Annotated in this window: 15 protein-coding genes; 12 read left to right on the top strand and 3 right to left on the bottom strand. The window is 60.3% G+C overall.

Annotation, left to right across the window (positions count from 1 at the left end):
* The first annotated feature begins 97 nt into the window (after positions 1-97).
* The 4 genes from ACJ8PI_RS12255 to ACJ8PI_RS12270 all read left to right on the top strand — a co-directional run bounded on the left by ACJ8PI_RS12255 (position 98) and on the right by ACJ8PI_RS12270 (position 5740).
* A complete protein-coding gene (locus ACJ8PI_RS12255; RefSeq protein WP_033635266.1) occupies positions 98-520 on the top strand; it encodes a nucleotide triphosphate diphosphatase NUDT15 in 423 nt (140 codons plus the stop codon).
* Positions 521-752: 232 nt separating this feature from the next.
* Positions 753-1913, top strand: coding sequence for a NapC/NirT family cytochrome c (locus ACJ8PI_RS12260; protein WP_033648001.1), 1161 nt, complete (start codon positions 753-755; stop codon positions 1911-1913).
* 12 nt (positions 1914-1925) lie between these two features.
* Positions 1926-4400, top strand: a complete 2475-nt coding sequence (gene torA, locus ACJ8PI_RS12265) for a trimethylamine-N-oxide reductase TorA (protein WP_164134533.1) — start codon at positions 1926-1928, stop codon at positions 4398-4400.
* 164 nt (positions 4401-4564) lie between these two features.
* Positions 4565-5740 (top strand): sugar efflux transporter, encoded by a 1176-nt coding sequence (locus ACJ8PI_RS12270; RefSeq protein WP_164134532.1) that lies wholly within the window; start codon positions 4565-4567, stop codon positions 5738-5740.
* Here ACJ8PI_RS12270 and ACJ8PI_RS12275 read toward each other — a convergent pair.
* Positions 5737-5991 carry a YkgJ family cysteine cluster protein gene (locus tag ACJ8PI_RS12275; RefSeq protein ID WP_015378527.1) on the bottom strand — a complete coding sequence of 85 codons (255 nt, stop codon included), beginning with the start codon at positions 5989-5991 and terminating at the stop codon, positions 5737-5739. The two genes, ACJ8PI_RS12270 and ACJ8PI_RS12275, sit on opposite strands and share 4 nt — an antisense overlap.
* A gap of 263 nt (positions 5992-6254) precedes the next feature.
* Between ACJ8PI_RS12275 and mtr the strand changes: the two genes are divergently transcribed.
* A complete protein-coding gene (gene mtr, locus ACJ8PI_RS12280) occupies positions 6255-7499 on the top strand; it encodes a tryptophan permease (RefSeq protein WP_033648004.1) in 1245 nt (414 codons plus the stop codon).
* Positions 7500-7625: 126 nt separating this feature from the next.
* Positions 7626-8198, top strand: a complete 573-nt coding sequence (gene yeiP, locus ACJ8PI_RS12285; RefSeq protein WP_004935725.1) for an elongation factor P-like protein YeiP — start codon at positions 7626-7628, stop codon at positions 8196-8198.
* A 43-nt stretch (positions 8199-8241) separates the two neighbouring features.
* Here yeiP and uxuA read toward each other — a convergent pair whose 3' ends face one another.
* Positions 8242-9432: a mannonate dehydratase gene (gene uxuA, locus ACJ8PI_RS12290; protein ID WP_164134531.1), complete on the bottom strand. Its 1191-nt coding sequence runs from the start codon at positions 9430-9432 to the stop codon at positions 8242-8244.
* 293 nt (positions 9433-9725) lie between these two features.
* Here uxuA and ACJ8PI_RS12295 point away from each other — a divergent pair, with 293 nt between their 5' ends.
* Positions 9726-11198, top strand: a complete 1473-nt coding sequence (locus tag ACJ8PI_RS12295) for a mannitol dehydrogenase family protein (RefSeq protein WP_164134530.1) — start codon at positions 9726-9728, stop codon at positions 11196-11198.
* Between the two features lie 62 nt (positions 11199-11260).
* Here ACJ8PI_RS12295 and ACJ8PI_RS12300 read toward each other — a convergent pair whose 3' ends face one another.
* Positions 11261-11569: a type 1 fimbrial protein gene (locus ACJ8PI_RS12300; RefSeq protein WP_033635274.1), complete on the bottom strand. Its 309-nt coding sequence runs from the start codon at positions 11567-11569 to the stop codon at positions 11261-11263.
* Positions 11570-11887: 318 nt separating this feature from the next.
* On the opposite strand from ACJ8PI_RS12300, the gene ACJ8PI_RS12305 reads away from it, so the two are divergent.
* The 5 genes from ACJ8PI_RS12305 (at position 11888) to ACJ8PI_RS12325 (ending at position 16632) form a co-directional block, all read left to right on the top strand.
* Entirely contained in the window at positions 11888-12862 is a 975-nt protein-coding gene (locus ACJ8PI_RS12305; RefSeq protein WP_033648007.1) for a CobW family GTP-binding protein, read from the top strand.
* 77 nt (positions 12863-12939) lie between these two features.
* Positions 12940-13650 carry a phosphatase PAP2 family protein gene (locus ACJ8PI_RS12310; protein ID WP_043147725.1) on the top strand — a complete coding sequence of 237 codons (711 nt, stop codon included), beginning with the start codon at positions 12940-12942 and terminating at the stop codon, positions 13648-13650.
* A 410-nt stretch (positions 13651-14060) separates the two neighbouring features.
* Positions 14061-14636: a bifunctional murein DD-endopeptidase/murein LD-carboxypeptidase gene (gene mepS / locus ACJ8PI_RS12315; protein ID WP_033635277.1), complete on the top strand. Its 576-nt coding sequence runs from the start codon at positions 14061-14063 to the stop codon at positions 14634-14636.
* A 12-nt stretch (positions 14637-14648) separates the two neighbouring features.
* On the top strand, positions 14649-14897 hold the full coding sequence (locus ACJ8PI_RS12320; protein WP_125460721.1) for a hypothetical protein: 249 nt from the start codon (positions 14649-14651) through the stop codon (positions 14895-14897).
* A 151-nt stretch (positions 14898-15048) separates the two neighbouring features.
* Positions 15049-16632 carry a cyclic di-GMP phosphodiesterase gene (locus ACJ8PI_RS12325; RefSeq protein WP_033648009.1) on the top strand — a complete coding sequence of 528 codons (1584 nt, stop codon included), beginning with the start codon at positions 15049-15051 and terminating at the stop codon, positions 16630-16632.
* Positions 16633-16673: the final 41 nt, after the last annotated feature.

Genomic DNA, 16673 nt, shown 5'->3' on the forward strand with positions numbered 1-16673 from the left:
TGCAGATTTTTGAGCTTACGCACACTTTCGCCGACGCATTGGTCAGCGCCGGGGCAAAATGACATACTGTGCTGAAACTTTGCTGACGGAGAAAAGCATGAACGTAGTGACCGGCGTCGGGGTGATCATCGTCAACCCGCAGGGCGAGATTTTGTTGGGCAAGCGCTGCGGTTCCCACGCGCCCTTTTGGTCGATCCCCGGCGGGCATCTGGAGGCCGGTGAAACCTTCGAGCAGTGCGCCCGGCGCGAAATCGCCGAAGAGACCGGGCTGCTCATCGATCCGCCGCGCTTCGTGGGCGTCAGCAACAATCTGCAAACCTGGCGCGCCGAAGGCAAACACACGGTGTCTGTCTGCCTGCAGGTAGATCACCCCGGCGGCAGCGCCGAGTTGAAAGAACCCGAAAAGTGCGCCGAGTGGCGCTGGTGCGCGCCCGACGCCCTGCCGGAACCGCATTTCGAAGCCAGCCGCACCGCCATCCGGCTATGGCTGAGCGGCCAGCCCTATTTGCCCACGGCCTGAGCCATCGCGAACGCGTCCTGCGTTCGCTTCCCCTGCCGCTCGATCCCATCGCTATATACACCAGAATATAACGCTATTTTTTGCGATATATGCCCTTTTTTTGACTACGGATAACCCTATGGGGTTAACCCTCTTCTATATTACCCCTGCAATCGACGTGGCATTCTGACCTCCGGTCGGCGGCCTTTTGGCAAGATTTTATTTTAAATTCATAATTATAAGCGGGTTTACCATGAGCAAAAAACTGACTGGCTTTGAAAAAAAGCGCCGGTGGGGATGGCTATGGCTTTTGCTGCTGGGGATTATCCTCGGCGCGGCGCTGTTGGCCGGGACCGCCACCGTATTCCATAAAACCAGCGATACCGCCTTCTGCGTTTCCTGCCACACCATGCAACAGCCGCTGGCCGAATATCAGGGCAGCGTTCACTTCCAGAACACCAAGGGCATCCGCGCCGAGTGCGCCGACTGCCACGTGCCGCACCAGCCGATCGATTACCTGTGGACCAAAATCCGCGCGGTGAAAGATATTTACGGCGAAATGGTCGGCACCATCGATACGCCGGAAAAATACGAAGCGCACAAGCTGGCGATGGCGCAGTCGGTCTGGAAAACGCTGAAAGAGAACGACTCGGCCACCTGCCGCTCCTGCCACAGCTACGACGCCATGGACATCACCGCCCAGCGCCCTGAGGCGCGCCTGCAGCACCCGGTGGCGATCAAACAGGGCGAGACCTGCATCGATTGCCATAAGGGCGTAGCCCACATCCTGCCGGATATGAGCGGCGAAACCCAGGCCGGCGCCGCCGAGCTGGCGAAGGCCGCGGCGCTGACCGCACCGGACGCCACCACCCTCTACACCATCGCCACAGAACCGTTCTTCCTCAGCGCAGACGACAGCCATAACGCCGGCAACCTGATGCCTTCCACCGAAGTGCAGGTGGTGAAACAGGATGGCGACAAGGTGCTGGCCACCGTCAGCGGCTGGCAGCAGGACGGGGTCAGCGAAGTGTTCTACGCCGCGCAGGGCAAACGCATCCTCAGCGTGCTGCTGGGTGAAGACGCGCGCCAACAGCTGAAGACCGCCTCCACCCAGACCGATGCGGAAACCGGCCTGGTCTGGCATCAGGTCTCTTTGCAGGTGTGGCTGCCGCGTAAACAGTTGATTGACGATCAGCAAAAAATCTGGCGCTACGCCGCGGACATGATGTCGGCCAACTGCACCGGCTGCCACGGGCTGACCGCGCTCGATCGCTTCAACGCCAACCAATGGATTGGCGTCATCAAAGGCATGGCGCCGCGCACCTCGCTGACGCAGGAACAGCTGCGCGTGCTGACGCAATACGTACAAAAACACGCCAGCGACATGCCACCTGCCGCACCGGCCAAGCTTTAAGGGAGAAGCGCAATGAGCAACCAACAACCGTTAACCATGAGCCGCCGCCGCTTCCTGACCGGAGCCGCCGCTCTGGCCGCCGCCCCTCTGCTGGCGGGCTTATGGCCCAAAGCGGCGCTGGCGCAGGCCATCAGCGAAGCGCTGCCGCAGTTCATCGCCTTGCGTCAGGCGCAAAAAGGCATTCTGACCGGCGCCCACTGGGGCGCGTTCGAGGCCATCGTGCAGGACGGCAAGATGGTCGGCGTGCAGCCGGTGCAGGACGATCCGTATCCGAATGAGCTGATCGCCATGGCGCCTTATCAGGTGCACGCCGAGAACCGCATCAAATACCCGATGGTGCGTAAAAGCTGGCTGGAGGGCGGCCCAGGCAGCCGCACCGAGCTGCGCGGCCGCGACGAGTGGGTGCGCGTCAGCTGGGACAAAGCGACCGAGCTGGTGTGCAATGAAATCACTCGCCTGCAAAAAGATCACGGGCCGCAGTCGATCTACGCCGGTTCCTACGGCTGGAAAAGCGTCGGCATGCTGCACAACAGCCGCACGCTGCTGCAACGCTTGATGAACCTGACCGGCGGTTTCCTCGGCTACGCCGGCGACTACTCCACCGGCGCGGCGCAGGTGATCATGTCGCACGTGGTCGGTTCGATGGAGGTCTACGAACAGCAGACCGCCTGGCCAAACGTAATTGAGAACAGCGAGCTGGTGATCCTGTGGGGCTGCAACCCGATGGTCACGCTGAAAAACAGCTGGAACGTGCCGGATCACGTCGGCCAGACCGGCTTCGAGGCGCTGAAGAAGAAAGGCACCCGGGTGATCAGCATCGATCCGGTGCACAGCGACAGCGCCAAGTTCGTCAATGCGCAGTGGATCGCCCCGCGCCCTTATACCGACGGCGCCATGCTGATCGGCATCGCCCACACGCTGCTGACCGAGAAGCTGCATAACCCGGACTTCCTGAAAACCTACACCGTCGGCTTCGACAAGTTCCAGGCCTACCTGCTGGGCGAGAGCGACGGCGTAGCGAAAACCGCCGAATGGGCGGCCGACATCAGCGGCGTCGATGCCGACACGCTGCGCCAACTGGCGCGCGAGATGGCGAAACACCGCACCATGATCATGGGCGGCTGGGGCATTCAGCGCCAGCACCACGGCGAACAGCAGCACTGGCTGCTGGTGACGGTGGCGGCGATGCTCGGCCAGATCGGCCTGCCGGGCGGCGGCTTCGGCTTCAGCTACCACTATTCCTCCGGCGGCAGCCCGACCGCCAAAGGCGGCATCATCGCCGGCATCTCCGCCGGCAACGCGCCGAAGAACTCGCCGGCGCCGATCCCGGTGGCACGCATCGCCGAATGCCTGAGCAACCCGGGCAAAACCATCGACTTCAACGGCGCCAAGGTCACCTACCCCGAGGTGAAAATGGTATATGTGGCGGGCGGCAACACCTTCCACCAGCATCAGGACACCAATAACCTGGTCAAAGCCTGGCAGCGGCCGGACACCATCGTGGTCAACGAGCCTTACTGGACCGCCACCGCCAAGCATGCCGACATCGTGCTGCCGGCCACCACCAGCTACGAGCGCAACGATCTGGAAATGGGCGGCGACTATTCGCAGCTCTACGTGTTCCCGATGCATCAATGCGTGCCGCCGCAGCACGAGTCGCGCAGCGACTTCGACATCTTCTCGGCGATGGCGGCCAGGCTGGGCGTGCAGGAGGCCTTTACCGAGGGCAAGGATGAAACCCAGTGGCTGAAAGGCATGTACGACGACATGAAAAACCAGGCGCGCGCCGCCCGGGTGGCGCTGCCGCCGTTCGACATGTTCTGGCAATCCAACAACTACGTGCGCTTCCCGGTGCCGGAGGCCAACAAGCAGTGGGTGCGCTTTGCCGATTATCGCGACAACCCGCTGCTGAACCCGCTGGGCACGCCGTCGGGCAAGATCGAGATCTACTCCGACGCCATCGCCAAAATGCATTACGAGGATTGCCCCGGCATCCCGACCTGGATGCCGCCGCACGAGTGGTATCGCGGGCCGGAAGCGGCCAAGTATCCGCTGTCGCTCAATACCGCGCACCCGACCAACCGGCTGCACTCTCAGCTCGACAACACGCCGCTGCGCGAGAAATACGCGGTAGCGGATCGTGAAGCGATCCTGATCCACCCGCAGGACGCGCAGCCGCGCAGCATCAGCGGCGGCGATCTGGTGCGGGCGTTCAACGATCGCGGCCAGATCCTGGTGGGGGCGGTGGTCAGCGAAGACGTGCGACCGGGCGTGGTGCGCATCAGCGAAGGCGCCTGGTTCGATCCGGCCGATCCGGCGCAGCCCGGCTCGCTGTGCAAGAACGGCAACGTCAACTGCCTGACCTTCGACATCGGCTCTTCCAGCCTGGCGCAGGGCAACTGCGGGCAGATGGCGCAGCTGCAGATCGAGAAGTATCGGGGGCCGGTATTGAAAAATACCGCGCACGCGGTGCCGCAAGGCGCCTGATCCCGCGATAACCCGCGATAAACTGGGGCGCGCAACGCGCCCCTTTTTTCTCGTCGCCGCGCGACATATCCGCTTACCCTTCGCCGCAAGGGAGCGGTTTGCGTTTCATTTCAACGGGCGTATGATGCGCGCGACCTCCCTTTTTCGACGAATTATCAACCGCCATGCCGACTTCATCCGCAGTAACGCGACGCGCGCCCGATCTCACTTCGCTGGCCTTTTTGGCGGTGGCGTTTCTGACCGGCATCGCCGGCGCGTTGCAAACCCCGACGCTGAGCCTGTTTCTGGAAACCGAGGTCAAGGTACGGCCGGCGCTGGTCGGGCTGTTCTTTACCGGCAGCGCGGTGATCGGCATTCTGGTCAGCCAGTTTCTCGCCGGCCGTTCGGATAAACAAGGCGACCGCAAATCACTGATCTTCCTCTGCTGCATGCTGGGTGCGCTGGGGTTCACGCTGTTCGCCTGGAGCCGCAACTATTACCTGCTGCTGCTCGTCGGCGTGCTGCTCACCAGCTTCGGCTCCACCGCCAATCCGCAGATGTTTGCGCTGGCGCGCGAGCATGCCGATCGCACCGGACGCGAGGCGGTGATGTTCACCTCCATCATGCGCGCCCAGGTTTCCCTTGCCTGGGTCATTGGCCCGCCGATCGCCTTCGCGCTGGCGCTGGGCTTCGGCTTTAAGGTCATGTATCTGGCGGGCGCGGCGGCCTTTGTGCTGTGCGGCCTGCTGGTGTGGAAGCGGCTGCCTTCGATGCCGAAAACCGCGGCGACGAACGCGCCCCTGGCCGCACCGCGGCAGCATCGCCGCGATTCGCTGCTGCTGTTCGTCGCCTGCACCCTGATGTGGACCGCCAACAGCATGTACCTGATCAACATGCCGCTGTATGTGGTGCACGAGCTGCGGCTGCCGGAGCGGCTGGCCGGGATATTGATGGGCGCCGCCGCCGGGCTGGAGATCCCAATCATGCTGATCGCCGGCATGGTGGCGAAACGCTGCGGCAAGCGTTGTTTGATGCGCGGGGCGGTGGTCGCCGGCATGCTGTTCTATTGCGGCCTGCTGTTTATCACCGGCAGTTGGCCGCTGATTGCCCTGCAGCTGCTGAATGCGGCGTTTATCGGCGTGCTGGCTGGCATCGGCATGCTCTACTTTCAGGATTTGATGCCCGGTCAGGCCGGCACGGCCACCACGCTGTTCACCAACACCATTCGGGTAGGCTGGGTCATCGCCGGCGCCATCGCCGGTGCGGTGGCGGAAATCTGGAATTACCATGCGGTGTTTTACGCCGCGCTGGCGATGGCGGCAGGCGCGACGCTGTGTCTGTGGCGGTTGAGGGAAGCTTAAGGCGCGGTGTCCGCTTCCAGCCTGGCGAGATAAATCAGCGCCTGATCGCGGTGATCGTGGCACATGTCGCGGCTCGGCTGCAGGCTGCCGCACACCTTCGGCCGCAGCGGCGAATGAAACAGGCCACAGCGCAGCCGTTCATCCAGATGAATGCAGCGGGTATTGGCGGGCTTGCCGTTCGGCATGCCGGGGATCGGGCTGGATATTGACGGCGCGATACAGCAGGCGCCGCAGTCGCTGCGACAGTCCATCAGCGCTACTCCTGGTGGGCTGGGGAAAAGAAGCGCGACAATAGCAGCCGCGCGCGGCGGCCGCCAGCAGAATCCCTGCGCCCCGGCGATCTTTACACTCATCGCCCTGCGCCGGCCGGCTGCATCCTTTGGCGAAAAAACGCCCAACAAACCTTGATTTAAAGACAAAAACGCGTGAAACGTGCAATTACCACGCTTTACATGCGCCATGCGCCCATGTACCATTGAGCTAGTACAAAAGAATCCATCCCCCAGGAGCACGCATGTCTACGGACACCATCCAGAAGCTGGCCCGCCCTTCCGTCCTCGGCGGCGCGATGATCATTGCCGGAACCGCCGTTGGCGCCGGCATGTTTTCCATTCCGATCGTCACTTCCGGTGTCTGGTTCAGCGGCTCCGTCGCGCTGCTGGTGTATACCTGGGCCTGCATGTTACTTTCCGGCCTGATGATCCTCGAAGCCACGCTGCACTACCCGAGCGGCGCCAGCTTCAATACCATGGTCAAGGATCTGCTGGGCAAAGGCTGGAACGCCGTGAACGGCCTGTCGGTGGCGTTCGTGCTGTACATCCTGACCTACGCCTATATCTCCGCCGGCGGCTCGATCATCGCCCACACGCTGGAGGGCATCGTCGGCGTCGGCCAGACCACCGCCGGCCTGGTGTTCGCGCTGGTCGTGGCGTTTATCGTATGGCTCTCCACCCGCGCGGTCGACCGCCTGAGCACCATTTTAATCGGCGGTATGGTGATCACCTTCGTGATGTCGGTGGGCGACATGTTCACCCACGTGCAGCCCGCGGTGCTGTTCAACACCGGCGATGACCAGGCCAGCTATCTGCCTTACGCCCTGGCGGCGCTGCCTTACCTGCTGACCTCGTTCGGCTACCACGGCAACATTCCCGGGCTGGTGAAGTATTACCACAAGGACAGCGGCTCCGTGGTGCGCAGCCTGGTGTACGGCACCCTGCTGGCATTGGCTATCTACATCCTGTGGCAGTACGTGATCCAGGGCAATATCGCGCGCGACGCCTTTAAGCAAGTGATCGCCGAGGGCGGCAACATCGGCAGCCTGCTCAAGCAAATGGGCAACGTCTCCAGCAGCCAGACCGTCAGCCAACTGCTGAACGCCTTCTCCTATATGGCGCTGGCCAGCTCGTTCCTCGGCGTGTCGCTGGGCCTGTTCGACTACCTGGCAGACTTCTGCAAGTTCAAGGACGACGCCGTCGGACGCAGCAAGACCGCGCTGGTGACCTTTGTGCCGCCGACCCTGGCCGCGCTGCTGTTCCCGAACGGTTTCCTGTACGCCATCGGTTTCGCCGGGCTGGCGGCCACCGTCTGGGCGGTGATCGTGCCGGCGCTGATGGCACGCGCCAGCCGCCGCCGCCACCCGCAGGCCGGTTACCGTGCACCGGGCGGCAACGGCGTGATCCTGTTCGTTATCCTGTTCGGCCTGATCAACGCCGCCGCGCATATTCTTTCGCTGTTCGGCCTGCTGCCGGTCTTCCGCTAATCCCCGACGGGAGGGCGATCGCCCTCCCTTTCCCGCACTGTTTTTACGCCGGGCTATTGCCTGAAATCGGCGGCGCGAGTACCTTGTCGCAACTTCACTAATACTCTTCATTGCGGATGAATTGAAATGGCAAGAGCTAACGAAATTAAGCGCGGCATGGCGATCAGCTACAACGGCAAGCTGCTGCTGGTAAAAGATATCGACGTGCAGAGCCCGAGCGCCCGCGGCGCCAGCACCCTGTACAAAATGCGCTTCTCCGACGTGCGCACCGGCCTGAAAGTGGAAGAACGCTTCAAGGGCGACGATATCCTGGACACCATTTCCCTGTCGCGCCGCAAGGTGAACTTCTCCTATATCGACGGCGAAGAATACGTGTTCATGGATGACGAAGACTACACCCCGTACATCTTCAAGAAAGACCAGATCGAAGACGAGCTGCTGTTCATTCCGGAAGGCGGCCTGCCGGGTATGCAGGTGCTGACGCTGGACGGCCAGGTGCTGGCGCTGGAGCTGCCGCAGACCGTGGATATGGAAATCGTCGAGACCGCGCCGGGCATCAAAGGCGCTTCCGCCAGCGCCCGCAACAAACCGGCCACCATGGCGACCGGCCTGGTGATCCACGTGCCGGAATACCTCAGCGCCGGCGACAAGATTCGCATTCATATCGCCGAACGCCGCTACATGAGCCGCGCCGACTAGTCGACGCCAGCGGGGCCGGAACGCGGCCCCGTTTCATTTTCCGCTAAGGCAACCCCGGGAAAAAACGCCGCTTGAGCGCCAGCTCGACGCCGCGCAGCTCCGCCAGCCCTTTCAACCGCCCGATGGCCGAATAGCCCGGATTGGTTTTCTTTTTCAAGTCGTCCAGCATCTGATGCCCATGATCGGGGCGCATCGGGATCGGCCGCAGATCGCCCGCCCGCTGCCGACGCAGCTCTTCGGTCAGGATCGCTTCAATCACCGCCACCATGTCCACATCGCCCTGCAGGTGCGCCCCTTCGTGGAAGCTTTTCGGGTTCTCCTCGCGGCAGGTGGCGCGCAGGTGGGTAAAGTGAATGCGATCGCCAAAGGTTTCAATCATCCGCACCAGATCGTTGTCGGCGCGCACGCCGTAGGAACCGGTGCATAGGGTGAAGCCGTTATAGATGCTGTCGACGGTCTGCTTCAGCCATTGCATGTCTTCAATCGTGGAGACGATGCGCGGCAGGCCGAGGATCGGCCGCGGCGGATCGTCGGGGTGCACCGCCAGCCGGATGCCGACCTCTTCCGCCACCGGCACGATGGCGCGCAGAAAGACCGCCATGTTCTCGCGCAGCCGCGCCTTGTCGATGCCGTCGTACTCCGCCAACCGGCGGCGGAACTGTTCCAGCGTGTAGCCCTCTTCCGCCCCCGGCAGCCCGGCGATGATGTTGCCGGTCAGCCGGTTTTTTTCCTCCTCGCTCATGGCGGCGAAATAGGCCGCCGCCTGACTGCGCTCTTGCGGCGTATAATCGGCCTCGGCGCCGGCGCGCTGCAGGATATGCAGCTCGAACGCGGCGAAGGCGATCTGATCGAAGCGCAGCGCTTTGGAACCGTCCGGCAGCGGATAGGCCAGATCGGTGCGCGTCCAGTCGAGGATCGGCATGAAGTTGTAGCAGACGGTGTCGATGCCGCAGGCCGCCAGGTTGCGCAGCGACTGTTGATAATTGGCGATGTACCGCCGCCAGTCGCCGCTGTGGGTTTTGATCTCCTCATGCACCGGCACGCTCTCCACCACCGACCACACCAGCCCCTTTTCCGCCAACAGCGCCTGTCGCGCGCGGATCTCATCGATCGGCCAGACGTCGCCGTTCGCGATATGATGCAGCGCCGTCACCACCCCGGTCGCCCCGGCCTGACGCACGTCGTCCAAAGAGACCGGATCGTTCGGGCCATACCAACGCCATGTTTGTTCCATGTTTTGTCCTTATGCCTGTCTCGCACCGCGATGCTGTTATACCAGTTTAATTTAGATGTCAGCTACCTTTAACTTACTCTTTCGCCCTGCGCTGTCAAAACCGAACCCCTCATTGGTTGATCCACTTCACGATCCTGGCTTATTTTGGACTGACCAATTCCTTTAGCTGGCCGACATCCTTACACTGGTCGCAGTTTTTTATCGCCGGCGCCACCCTGCCGATGTGGCAGAAAACTGGTCTGCTAACTTGGCGCAACTGGCCCGCCAGCTGTCTTACATGCTTTGGAGATGAGATGAAAACGATCGCCAACACCCCATTGCCGGGCGCCGTCCGGCAGCCGGGCTATGACCGCCGGGCTCTGCGCAGCCGCATCGCGCACCTTGGCTTCGGCGCGTTCCACCGCGCGCATCAGGCGCTGCTGACCGATCGGGTGCTGAACGCCCACGGCGGCGACTGGGGCATCTGCGAGATCAGCCTGTCCGGCGGCGTGCCGCTGTTTGAGGCGCTGCGGCAACAGGATCATCTGTACAGCGTGCTGGAGAAAGGCGCAGACGGCAATCAGGCCATCGTGGTCGGCGCGGTGCATGAGAGCCTGCACCGCAAGCTGGAGGGCATCGCCGCGGTGCTGGAGAAACTGGCCGAGCCGCAGGTGGCGATCGTCTCGATGACCATCACCGAAAAAGGCTACTGCATCGAGCCCGGCAGCGGGCGATTGGATCGGCAGCATCCGGGGATCGTCGCCGATCTGGCGTGGCCGCATCAGCCGCAGACCGTGCCCGGCATTTTGGTGGAGGCGCTGCGGCTGCGGCGCGAACGCGGCCTGCCCGCCTTCTCCCTGCTCTCCTGCGACAATATTCCGGAGAACGGCCACGTGCTGCGCCGGGCGGTGCTCGATCTGGCGCAGGCGCGGGATCCGTCGCTCGCCGATTGGATCGCCACTGCCGCCACCTTCCCCTGCACCATGGTGGATCGCATCGTGCCGGCCGCCACGCCGGCCACGCTGGATGAGATTGCCGCCGCGCTGGGCGGCGTGCGCGACGAATGCGCCATCGCCTGCGAGCCCTTTATTCAATGGGTGGTGGAAGACAACTTCGCCGCCGGACGCCCGGCGTGGGAGCTGGCCGGCGCCCAGCTGGTCAGCGATGTGCTGCCGTTTGAGCACATGAAACTGCGCATGCTGAACGGCAGCCACTCGTTCCTGGCTTACCTCGGCTACCTGGGTGGCTACCGCTATATCAACGAGTGCATGGCGGATGAACACTACCGTCGCGCCGCCCTGCGGTTGATGCTGGACGAACAGGCGCCCACCCTGAGCGTTACCGGCATCAGTCTGACCGACTACGCCGCACAGCTTATCGCGCGCTTCAGCAACCCGGCGCTGCAACACCTCACCTGGCAGATCGCCATGGACGGTTCGCAGAAGCTGCCGCAGCGCCTGCTGGACGCGGTGCGCTGGCATCTGCGGCACGGCGGCGACTATAGCGGGCTGGCGCTGGGCGTGGCGGGCTGGATGCGTTACGTCGGCGGCGTCGATGACGCCGGTCAGCCGATCGACATTCGCGATCCGCTGGCAGACGCGCTGCACCAGACTATTGCCGCTACGCCGGACGATCGGCGGCGCGTAACGGCGCTGCTGGCGCTGAAATCGGTGTTCGGCGAATCGCTGGCAACGCATGCGGCGTTTGCCGACGCGGTGACGCAAGCCTATTTGTCGCTGCGCGATCGCGGTGCGCGTGAAACGGTGAAGGAGTGGGTGCTGCGGTGAGAAGCCTGCAGGGCCGAGAATAACCATGCCGGCGTAACGTTACGCCGGCATGGCGGAACGACTTAACGATAAACGACCGTCATAACAGCGAGTTTCTTCTGTTGGTCTACCCACTTCATTTCGGTTGTGCCTAGATTTAGCGGAAGTTCTTTGCGTGTAGTATCAAAACCTGACAACGCTTGCTGGGCCTGATAACGCTGGCCGTTGCGGTAACATTGCGTATTCGCCTTAGAATCTGCAATATTGACCGTGCAAGGACTTTCAACGATAGAACCGACGAAGCGAATTACCCCGCCGGCCACTCCTGCATGACTCACTGCCGTCCATGAAAACAACATTCCTACGATCAAAAATAACCGAAAGGTATTCATGGCAACCTCATTTTTAGTTAAGCCAATTTAACCATAGAGGATCTTGTTAGGAATAATCGCAAGGAAAGGGACGAGATTTGATCGTTAATCGCGTCATTAACAATGTAAAAACAAGCTACTAACAAAAGTTAACCGCATCTAATACAGGGTTTTATCTAAGAACTTTCTTGTTATGAACGGTGGATTTTGTCGGTTGAAAAGCGCATGGTGACGTGCAAAATTTGCGAGATAGAGCACAAATTAAATCGCGGCGGTTTCACCGATAAGGCTGCGTAACTCATTTATTAAGCAGGTTAATTTTTGCTCCAGGAATTATTAATGACCAAAACCAATTTGATTACCGGTTTCCTCGGCAGCGGTAAAACCACCACTATCCGCCATTTGCTGGCTCATAAGCCCGAACATGAGCGCTGGGCGGTATTGGTCAATGAATTCGGCGAGATCGGCATCGACGGCGCGCTGCTGGCAGACAGCGGCGCGGTGCTCAAAGAGATCCCCGGTGGCTGCATGTGCTGCGTCAACGGCCTGCCGATGCAGGTGGGCTTGAATATGCTGTTACAGCAGGCCAAACCGGATCGGCTGCTGATCGAGCCGACCGGGCTCGGGCATCCGAAACAAATTCTGTCGCTGCTGACCCAGGAGAGCTATGCCGGCTGGATCGATCTGCAGGCCACCCTGTGCCTGCTGGATGCCCGCCAGCTCAGCCAGCCCCGCTACCGCGACAACGAAAACTTCCGCGATCAGCTGGCCGCGGCCGACGTTATTTTGGCCAGCAAAAGCGATACCTATCAGCCGGAAGACAGGCGGGCGCTGGAGGCCTGGAGGGCGCAAGATCCGCTGCGGCGGCCCTGTTATGCCATCGCGCAAGGCGAAGCGGATGTCGCGCTGTTGTCACTTCCGCGCACGAATCGTACAGAATTGCCGGACGCGCAGCATCATCATGGTCAGGCGAAAACGCAGGGGCTGGCGGCGCTGCGGCTGCCGGAGCACGCCCGCTGGCGGCGAGCGTTGAACGAGGGGCAAGGCTTCACCAGCTGCGGCTGGATTTTTGACGGCGACACCCAATTCGACACCGTCGGCTTTATGGAATGGGTGCGACTCGCGCCGGTAGAACGCGCCAAAGGCGCGGTGCGCATCCCCGAAGGCACATTGCTGATCAATCGTCAGGGACAGGATCTCAACATCGAAACCCGCCCAGTCGCGCCGCTCGACAGCCGAATTGAGCTTATCCACAGCGAAAATGCCGATTGGAACGCCCTGCAATCCGCCTTGTTTAAGATTCGTTTAAGTTAGACCCCGTACCGTTGCCCCCCGGTTGCCGCAGGGCGGCCGGGTTTTATTTCGTTTTCATTTTGCCAACAGGTTATGTCATGACACGCCGCAATTTACCCCTCATTATCCTCTTCAACTTACTGGGCGTTGCGCTGTTCCTGTCCTGGTTCCTGCCGGCCAATCACGGCGGCTGGTTTACCCTGGACTCGGCGATCTTTTTCTTCTTTAACCGCCATCTGGCCACCGACCCGGCGTTTTTGCACCTGGTCGCCATCACCAACAACCGCGCGTTTGACGTGATTTCGCTGCTCGCCATGGGCCTGCTGTATTTGTACTTCTACCTGAAGCAGGACGCCGCCGGCCGCCGCCGCCTGGTGATCACCGGCGTGGTGATGCTGCTGACCGCCGTGGTGCTGAACCAGCTTGGCCACCTGCTGCCGGTGAAGCATCCGAGCCCCACCCTGACCTTCGACAATATCTATCGCGTCAGCGAGCTGACCGGCATCCCCACCAAGGACGCTTCCAGCGACAGCTTCCCCGGCGACCACGGCATGATGCTGATTATTTTTTCCTGCTTTATGCTGCGCTATTTCGGCCGCCGCGCCTTCGCCGTCGCCCTGCTGATTACGCTGCTCTTCTCATTGCCACGCGTGATGATTGGCGCCCACTGGTTTACCGATATCGCCGTCGGCTCGCTTTCAGTGGTGCTGGTTGGCGCCAGCTGGGTGCTGATGACGCCTTGCAGCGACTGGATCGTCGATCGGTTGAATCGCCTGTTGCCCGGCAAGCATCGCCCCGGCCAACCATAACTTGCGTCTATGACTCATGCCGGGAGGCGCCCGCCTCCCGGCCTTAATCCCTTCGCTGAGCGCAAAATATCGTCACCGCCCGTTAACGCTTTTGCAACCTGATTTCACGCCAGATTCATACATCGGACAATTGGCGTTTTTTATATGAAGATTTACATTATGTTACATCACAAATTCATATAAAAAAGACGGGAAAAAGGCTCGCAATCCCCTATTTGTTCCGGTAATCTCAGATGCGTTTGTGCCTGGTTTAAGTCGAATCAGTATGGAATCCGATAAAAATGTGCGTTCTCGCACGTTTTCAACGGTAACTGGTTGTCGATGCAACAGGTGCGGACTAGGCTCGTTTCGTTTGGCATTTTTCAGGTAGCGACTTTCGTCGTTAAGGACTTCAAGGGAAAACAACAACAATGGTCAAATCTCAACCGTTTCTGAGATATTTTTTGCGGGTAGTCCCTGCAATTGCCGCTGCGGTTATGCTCTCCGCATGCAGCTCGACTCACACTTCGAACTTGAATAACGCACAAACTGAGATGCGTGCAGTTAATGACAAAGACGGTCTTTTACTGCAAGCCTCTCAGGATGAATTCGAAGCGATGGTCCGCAACGTTGACGTCAAGTCAAAGATTATGGATCAGTACGCGGACTGGAAAGGCGTTCGCTACCGTTTAGGCGGTGACAGCAAGCGCGGCATCGATTGCTCGGCGTTTGTTCAACGCACCTTCCGCGAACAGTTCGGCATGGATTTACCGCGTTCTACCTATGAACAGGAAGATCTCGGCAAGAAAATCCAGCGCACCAAGCTGCGCGTCGGCGATTTGGTGCTGTTCCGCGCAGGTTCCACCGGGCGCCATGTCGGCATCTATTTAGGCAACGATCAGTTCGTTCACGCCTCCACCAGCAGTGGGGTCATGATTTCCAAGCTGACCGATAACTATTGGAATAAACGTTATCGAGAAGCGCGCCGGGTGTTGACCAACGGTTAACGGCGCAATGCCTTGAAGATCCTGAATACCAAACGAGCGATAAGCGCCGCCTACGGGCGGCGTTTTTTTTGGTTGTCTAACAGATATCATCAAGATTGCTCCCTGCCTTATCGCCATCTTTCTCCGCTTAACGCTGCCGCACGCCATTATTTTGATAAACTGTTGGCAGGAAATCGCGCCATCGAGGAAAAACTCGCCTATTATCGTCAGATGACGGCAACGGCGCCCCGGCGTTATTTAAAACGTTTCCGCTTAAAATAGGCGCATTATATTTCTGTCGGCGACGCCGCATATTTAAACAACGCCGCCGGTTGGTACGGGATAAAAAGGCAAAAATGAAAAAAAAGCCGTTGGCACAATCCATTAAATGGCTGCGCGACACCCCTGACGCCCTGTTGCAGAGGACTCGGTTATGGGCTTGAAAAGAGCTTTTGCCCGCAGCGTGTCTCACCGACAGCGCAGCCTGGCTAAAAGCGGCGTCGCCGCCCTGGTATTTTTTACGCTCTTCACCGCGGTCACGCTTTCTTTGATTAACCACCAGCGCACGCAATATCAACATAAGGTCGAAGCGCGCACGCAAAAGTTCACGCTGGGTTATATCTCGCACCTGAAGACGGTGATGCAGCAAATGATGCCGCTGCTGGCCAAGCCTTGCCTCTCAAGCCAGTCGGACATTACCTACCAGGCGGCCTTTACCAGCGGCGTGCGCACCTTCCTGTTGGTGAAAGACGGCTACGCCTATTGCTCTTCCGCCACCGGCGACATGATGTTGCCGATGAAAAATCTCTACCAGGATATCGACTGGAATCTGCCCCTGGATCTCAAGCTGCAGCAGGGCACGCCGATCGTGCCGAACAAACCGGCGGTTGCAGTTTGGCTGCGGCATCCCGACGAAAAGGCCACCGGCATCCTCGCTACGCTGGACATCGATCTGATGCCCTATCTGCTGTTCACCTCGCACGACGAACAGGCGCCGGGCATCGCCATCGTGATGGGCAACCGCGCGCTGACCACCTTCAGCCCGAACCTGATGCCGGTCGATCAGTTGCCGAAGGGCAAGGCGGATAAACTGACGCTGCCCAATCTGCCGCTGACCATCCTGTTCTACAACGAGAAACTGACCCCCAACGACATTCGCCTGACGCTGCTGGGCAGCCTGGTGCTGTCATTGATGATCGGCGTACTCTGCTATTACATGCTGCTGCTGCGGCAAAGCCCGGAACGCGCACTGCTGCGCGGCATCAAGCGCAACGAGTTCTTTATCGAATACCAGCCGGTGTTCCATACCGACAGCAACAGCATCGGCGGGCTGGAAGCGCTGATCCGCTGGCAGCATCCGATCGAAGGCCGCATCCCGCCCGACGTCTTTATCCCCTACGCCGAAAGCAACGGGCTGATCGTGCCGCTCACCCGCCACCTGTTCAGGCTGATCGCCGAAGATGCGCCGCAGCTCGCCAAAGCGCTGCCGCGGGGAGGCAAGGTCGGGCTCAACATCTCCCCCGCCCACCTGAGCGCGCCGTCGTTCCACCAGGACGTGTATGAACTGTTGACGCAGCTGCCGGGCGATTACTTTACGCTGGTGTTTGAAATCACCGAGCGTGGCATGGTGGAAGAAGAGAGTGCGCTGGCGGAGTTTGACTGGCTGCACAAACAGGGCATCGAGATCGCGGTGGACGATTTTGGCACCGGGCACAGCGCGTTGATCTATCTTGAGCGCTTCACCATGGATTACCTGAAGATCGATCGTGGCTTCGTCAACACCATCGGCCAGGACACGGTCACCGCGCCGGTGCTGGATGCGGTGATCTCGTTGGCGAAAAAGCTGAAAATGCTGACGGTGGCCGAGGGCGTGGAAACCGCCGAGCAGATGCAGTTCCTGCAAGAACACGGCGTTAACTTCATGCAGGGCTACTACTTCAGCAAGCCGCTGAGCATCGACAATTTCGTCGCTTACTGCAATGCTCATCAGGTCTTTGATTATCAGGCAAAAAAATAGTTAATCTTTAAGCATCTTTACCCTGCGCTCACCCGAAGAAT

It is taken from the genome of Serratia sp. CY82433 (assembly GCF_052166535.1).
GTDB classification, from domain to species: Bacteria; Pseudomonadota; Gammaproteobacteria; order Enterobacterales; family Enterobacteriaceae; genus Serratia; species Serratia sarumanii.